Source organism: Calothrix rhizosoleniae SC01 (assembly GCF_900185595.1).
GTDB classification, from domain to species: domain Bacteria; phylum Cyanobacteriota; class Cyanobacteriia; order Cyanobacteriales; family Nostocaceae; genus Calothrix_A; species Calothrix_A rhizosoleniae.
Genome location: NZ_FYBH01000197.1, coordinates 1 through 6,082, shown reverse-complemented (window position 1 = coordinate 6,082; position 6,082 = coordinate 1). Strand labels below are relative to the sequence as shown.

The window sequence follows — 6,082 nt, the reverse complement described above, 5'->3', positions numbered from 1 at the left end:
AGTCCAAGAAAATCATTTATTACGCCAAGAAATAGATAAAGTAGTTAAATCTGTATTCCATTTACAAAAGTGGGCTAATACTTCTGATGATGATTCCCTTCGAGCAGATCCTCCCGTGGAGCATCCCGTTGCAACTTCTATTCCTCACTCCCAGACTAGTGAATTCCCAATACCTGAGACTACAGAACAATTCCACCCTCCAGACTCATTTTTTACTTCCCCCACCATAGAAATGCCTGTGTCTCCAGAACCAGTATATTTGGAGGAGCAACAAGTATCCTACTATCCAACCAGTGAAGAAGAAAAAAAAATCGCTAGTGGTTGGTGGCTAGTCTTCTGTATCTTGCTAATTATATTTACAGCTTTTGGTACCGGATATTTGATTGTTCGTCCGTTCTTTCAAAAGAATAGTCGTTAGATTCAACTATCCCAACATTATTGATGTCAGCTACAAACTACACTGTAGTGTGGTCATCTTGCTCACTTTTGGAAAATCGTAAGGGAGACGCTTGCACTACTTATTCACCTATTTTTATATGATTCCTTACTTGTGCAAATACTAAAATCTAAAATTGTTTGACCAAAAACTTCCATAATTCAGAATAGAACATAAAATTCCCGTGTCACAGTGTCCACTATAGTTTTAGATAGAGAATGCTGGCTGATGCTCTTGCCATCATATTTCAGCACTACATTGACTATCAAAAAATGTGGCATTGGATACATAATTGATGGACAATTCCTCTGCTATTTAAAGCTTCAAGCAGAGGATCTATTTAGATAGGGTGAAAAACTAGTAACATATAAGAGTCACAAAAATGAAAAAAGTCGAAGCTATTATCCGTCCTTTTAAGCTTGATGAAGTAAAAATTGCTTTAGTCAATGCTGGTATCGTAGGCATGACTGTTTCCGAAGTCAGGGGATTTGGTAGGCAAAAGGGACAAACAGAACGCTATCGCGGTTCTGAGTATACCGTTGAATTTCTGCAAAAATTGAAGATAGAGGTTGTAATAGAAGATGCCCAAGTAGATATGGTAGTAGAGAAAATTATTTCTGCTGCCCGCACTGGCGAAATTGGTGATGGTAAGATATTCATCTCTACGGTTGATCGTGTAGTGCGGATTCGGACTGGAGAATCGAACTTCGAGGCATTGTAAAACAATGAGGGATGATGGGATGATGTGTTTTGACTCATAATCTCCTCATCTCCCCACTACATCAAATAGGAAGTTTTTCTAGCTGGGGTAATAAAGTCGCAAATGCTTTTCCTCGATGGCTGACAGAACTTTTCAATTCTGGTGACATTTCCGCAAAGGTTAATAACTTCTCTGGGACATAAAAAATGGGATCATAGCCAAATCTACCTTTACCGCGAGGTGCATGGAGGATTTCACCACGACAAATACCTTCTGATTGTAAAACGATCGCGCCACTCGGATTAGCGATCGCAACGGCACAAACAAACTGGGCTTGGCGATTAGTTTGGTTGTCTAATTCTCTTAACAATCGAGAAATGCGATCGCTATCTGTTTTACCATAACGAGCAGAATATACCCCAGGTGCGCCATTAAGGGCATCCACTTCCAAACCAGAATCATCGGCAATTGCCCATTTACCCATTGCTAATGCCACCTGAGAGGCTTTGAGTTGGGCATTGGCACTAAATGTATCACCGGTTTCTTCTACCTCTAATTCTGGGGGCTTTAGGGTTAATTCCCAGATAGAATTATCCAGGTAAGCTTGCATTTCCTTTAACTTACCTGGATTACCAGTAGCTACAACAAGTGTTGTCATTTCAGTTATCAGTTATCAGTTATCAGTTTTTAATCTTGCCATCTTACCTCATAAGGAGGAGGGGAAGAGTGAAAGAGTGAAAGAGTGAAAGAGGGGAGGAGGGAAGGAGGGAAAGATAAAAAATCTTAACTCCCAACCATCACTCCCTCACTCCATCACTCCCCTCACTCCCCTCACTCCCTCACTCTGCCCATTCCTTCGCCCAAGCCAAAGTTTGATGCACCTGTTCTAAGGTGGGAGCTTCGCAGTAAAGCCGCAAAACTGGTTCTGTACCGCTAAAACGAATCATTAACCAACTTTTATCTTCCAAGCGGAGTTTGTAACCGTCAATTGTCTGACAGTCAATTACTGATTTACCAGCAATCTGAGTTAATGGTTGGGTTTGCAACTGCTTTAAAAGACGCTCCCGCACTTCCATACTTGCCAGGGGTAAATCAATGCGATCATATGCCGAGTTAAAATCTGTTTGTGACTGTAATTGGCGGTAATAGTCCCTCAAGTCCAAACCAGACTCCACAACCGCTTCTAGCACGTACAAAGCTGATAGTAAAGCATCCCGTTCAGGAATATGGTTCCCATAACCAATCCCTCCGGATTCTTCACCTCCTAACAATACCTGAGCTTCTAACATCCTGTCAGCTATATATTTATAACCAACGGGTGTCTCAAATATCAATAAATTGTTCAAAGCTGCAACCCGAGGAATCAAATCCGAACCACTAACTGTTTTGACTATTTCCCCAGCAAATTTTCGTCTTTTTGTCAAGTGGTCAATGAGGATCGGAATCAAGATTTGGGAGCTGAGGAAATTTACTTCTCCATCTACAGCAGCAATGCGATCGCAGTCTCCATCAAATACTAAGCCTACCACTAAACCTGTGGCTTGCTGTTGCCGATGCTCGTTCATGGTTTGAAACAAACGGGAGAGGTATTTCGGCAAAGGTTCCGGGGCACCCCCTTCAAAAGTGGGATCGCGATCGCTATTTATTTCTCTCACCCCTGCTCCCAGGATTTTTCCTAATCCCCCAGAAGCTGCACCATGCATAGCATCCACAAACACAGTCAATTTACCACAAGCGATCGAATCTTGGATCTTGGCAATATTGACTTTACTCGCCAATTCTGTACAGTAACTATGCCAGGGGTTAAAGTGTTCTATTTTACCTGGTGTTTCTGCCGGGGGGACTTCTTTAGTCAATAAACGTTCAATTTCCTTAGTTACCTCTGGGGGTACAGAACCACCAAAAGCACTCTTGACTTTTAAACCCGAATATTTACCTGGATTGTGGCTAGCAGTAATTACTAAGGCTCCTAAAGCATTTTGTTGTTTTGCTGCCCAACTAAAAGCTGGAGTCGGGGCGTAGGTTTCGCTTAGCAAGATATCAAATCCAGCCGCAGAAACCACTTCAGCCACCTTACTTGCAAACTCTTCTGCCATAAAGCGGCGATCGTAACCAACAATAATTTTACGGTTACCAACTTGCTCTCCATAAGTATTAAGTAATACCTGGGCGGCGACTGGCGCGACTAAAGCTAGGCGTTCAAAAGTGAATTCGTCAGCTATTACACCGCGCCAGCCATCTGTACCAAATTTGATTGAGTTAACTGCAACTGGCATGGAGATATCCCAATTTCTTAAATATGGATTGTAACATTTAGATCAAATGTATCAGATTTCGTGAATATACGTATGAAGTTATTGTTTTACTGAATTAAGTTGTCAAAAGGAATACATTGATAGTTTTGGTTTAATCATGTATAAATCAAATTTAAAAAGATTAGTAAAAATATTTATAGCACTACCTTTGGGGGTATCAATTTTGGGATTTAGTTCCCCGACATTTGCTGGAGATGCTCCCAGTAAGCAATTCATCAAGAGGGATTTACCCCTAAGTTGGATTCTTGATGAATGGTACAGGAAGAATCCGAATATTCCTTTATATGCTTGTGTTTGTACAAAAGTTTACTGTGATAATTCTCAATCATGGCCATTTCGCAGTTTTACCATTGGGGGTGTTGTGCCTGCCCTTGGCTCTTATAATAAAAATCAGACTGAAAGAATTGGCTTTGTTTGTGGTCAAGTGGATGCAAAGGAGATTGAAGCAATTAAGGAGCATCCTGTTTTGGAAAATCCGTAATTAAGCAGTGAGTTCAGACCACCAGTAAAAGTTAGTTAAACCGCGAATGAAATCAGGTTGATCAATGACCAAAAAAGAAAAGGGTACAAGCCCCCGGATTTATCCGTGGAAAGGGAAAAAGTATTTTCCTTATTCAAGCCCCTCGATTTATCGATGGGGTAACTGATAACTGATAACTGATAACTGAAATGACATCTATATCCCCAAAAACGCTGACTCTTGAGGATTTCTTCTCTCTGTATAGGGATAATCCCCGGTACGAACTAGCAGATGGAGAACTAATAGATATGGAACCAACTGGTCCTCATGAAACGGTGAGTGGAAAAACAGCAACTCAAATAGGTATCCACCTTGTAGCGGAAAAACTTCCCTGGTTCATTCCCCGTACTTGCTTAATTTATCCTCTTGCTGATGCTGCAACTGTTCGTCGTCCCGATGTTGTAGTTCTTGATGAAACTGTTTTAGGAAATGAACCTCTATGGGAGCGAGAACCTGTAATTACTTTAGGGCGCTCTGTAAAATTAGTGGTTGAAGTTGTTAGTAGCAATTGGGAAACTGATTATGCTAGAAAAGTTGAAGAATACGCGCTTTTAGGTATTCCTGAATATTGGATTATCGATTATCGGGGACTGGGTGGTACTGCATTTATTGGTAAACCAAAACAACCAACTTTCACTGTTTGTCAATTAGTTGATGATGCTTATATTCAACAACAATATCGTCTCGATCAACCAATTCATTCACCCCTTTTACCTCGCCTTCAACTCAAATTGGATGATATTTTACCGCGTTAATATAGCGCTACGCGCAAGTAATAAGTAATAAGTAATAAGTAATAAGTTTACTGTTCATGGGTTTAGGGGTTCAAGAATGTCCTAATCTGATTGCGTAGTGCTATAATATTTCTTTTTACTATATAGGAATCCGGTTTGAGTTTTGAATAATATTAGGTATCTGTAGCGATCGCATTTGACAATCAAGACAGTCGCGACGTGTTTTAAGCGCAAGCGCAGGTTACACCAACAAAAATCAAATAGTAATCCTATATTAATTTTTCCACTTCAGCAGCTTTTTTCTGTAAATCAAGTTCTTGGTAAATTTGCAGACTTGCGGATAAGAATTGGCGAGCAGTTATTTCAGCACTAGGTTGATGAATTTGGGCACGTTTGAGATATATTTCCCCTAAAAGCTTGCGTGTTGAGGCTTCTAGTTTGCGACGATTGTATTCTTGGAATACTTGCAGAGATGTTTGAGCTAGTTCTTCGGCTCGTTCTAGATTTTCTAGGGCGTTAATTTCCAGGTAAGCACGAGCAATATCTAATGCTTCATCTGCTTTATTTATGGTTTGTCCAAGTTGGTGAAAATACGTAAAAGCAGTGTGGTAATTTTTCTCAAATTGACCAATTTTTTCTGGTAGGGATGGGTCATCAGCAGGTAATAGGCGTAGGTATTCTGAGTTAAGTAAGCTGAGAACTATATGGTCATATGCCAGATTTTGTTTGTACTCCCCTGTGGTGTTAATTTCAATGGCTTGATGGATATTTTGCTTGGCTTGTGCGAGTAAGTTCAAGGCTTCTGCTTTATCTTGGGTGTTTTTAGCTAATCGGCGCTGGCTGTTACTAATTTCCCTACAACGCCATGCTACACTTTCATTTTGACCAAGCTTTTGGTGTAAATCTCGGCTTTGTTGGTCATAATCAATTGCTTTGGTGTAATTTTCTAAATCTCGGTAGCAGCTAGCTAGCCATGATAACAGGTTGGCTACATTATTTTGTAAATCCAATTGCTGATAAAGTTCAAGGCTTTGTTGGTAATGAGCGATCGCATCTTCGTATTGACCCGATGCTTGATAGATACGACCTAATCGCCAGTAAGCTAACGCAATTTCTGGTTGTTTTTGAATCTCCTGCCATATTGCCAAATCTTTGAGTTCACACTCCAATGCTTGCTTATACTTACCCCATCCTCGATAGCAAACAGCTAGCCAATCCCACTGATGAGCTACATTTTCTTGTTTGCCTAATTGCTGGTACAGTTCGAGGCTTTGTTGATGGTGAGCGATTGCATCTTCGTATTTACCCCATGCTTGATAAATTCGACCTAGCTGATAATAAGCATCGGCTATATCTTTTTGTTCATCAAGCTGCTGG

7 protein-coding genes are annotated in these 6,082 nt (G+C 40.6%); 4 read left to right on the top strand and 3 right to left on the bottom strand.

Features of this window, described 5'->3' with window-relative positions:
* Both CALSC_RS26440 and CALSC_RS12210 read left to right on the top strand, forming a co-directional pair.
* Positions 1 to 418: hypothetical protein (locus CALSC_RS26440; protein WP_088241621.1), on the top strand; the 418-nt coding region annotated here is incomplete at its 5' end.
* 400 nt (positions 419 to 818) lie between these two features.
* Entirely contained in the window at positions 819 to 1,157 is a 339-nt protein-coding gene (locus tag CALSC_RS12210; RefSeq protein ID WP_088241620.1) for a P-II family nitrogen regulator, read from the top strand.
* 61 nt (positions 1,158 to 1,218) lie between these two features.
* Here CALSC_RS12210 and rdgB read toward each other — a convergent pair whose 3' ends face one another.
* Positions 1,219 to 1,794: an RdgB/HAM1 family non-canonical purine NTP pyrophosphatase gene (gene rdgB, locus CALSC_RS12205; protein ID WP_088241619.1), complete on the bottom strand. Its 576-nt coding sequence runs from the start codon at positions 1,792 to 1,794 to the stop codon at positions 1,219 to 1,221.
* A 181-nt stretch (positions 1,795 to 1,975) separates the two neighbouring features.
* Positions 1,976 to 3,412 carry a phosphoglucomutase/phosphomannomutase family protein gene (locus CALSC_RS12200; protein ID WP_088241618.1) on the bottom strand — a complete coding sequence of 479 codons (1,437 nt, stop codon included), beginning with the start codon at positions 3,410 to 3,412 and terminating at the stop codon, positions 1,976 to 1,978.
* Between the two features lie 136 nt (positions 3,413 to 3,548).
* On the opposite strand from CALSC_RS12200, the gene CALSC_RS12195 reads away from it, so the two are divergent.
* Positions 3,549 to 3,932 (top strand): hypothetical protein, encoded by a 384-nt coding sequence (locus CALSC_RS12195; protein WP_088241617.1) that lies wholly within the window; start codon positions 3,549 to 3,551, stop codon positions 3,930 to 3,932.
* Positions 3,933 to 4,120: 188 nt separating this feature from the next.
* Positions 4,121 to 4,726, top strand: a complete 606-nt coding sequence (locus tag CALSC_RS12190) for a Uma2 family endonuclease (protein WP_088241616.1) — start codon at positions 4,121 to 4,123, stop codon at positions 4,724 to 4,726.
* A gap of 248 nt (positions 4,727 to 4,974) precedes the next feature.
* Here the strand turns inward: CALSC_RS12190 and CALSC_RS12185 are convergent.
* The coding region (locus CALSC_RS12185) for a tetratricopeptide repeat protein (protein ID WP_143288237.1) at positions 4,975 to 6,082 on the bottom strand (1,108 nt) is incomplete at its 5' end.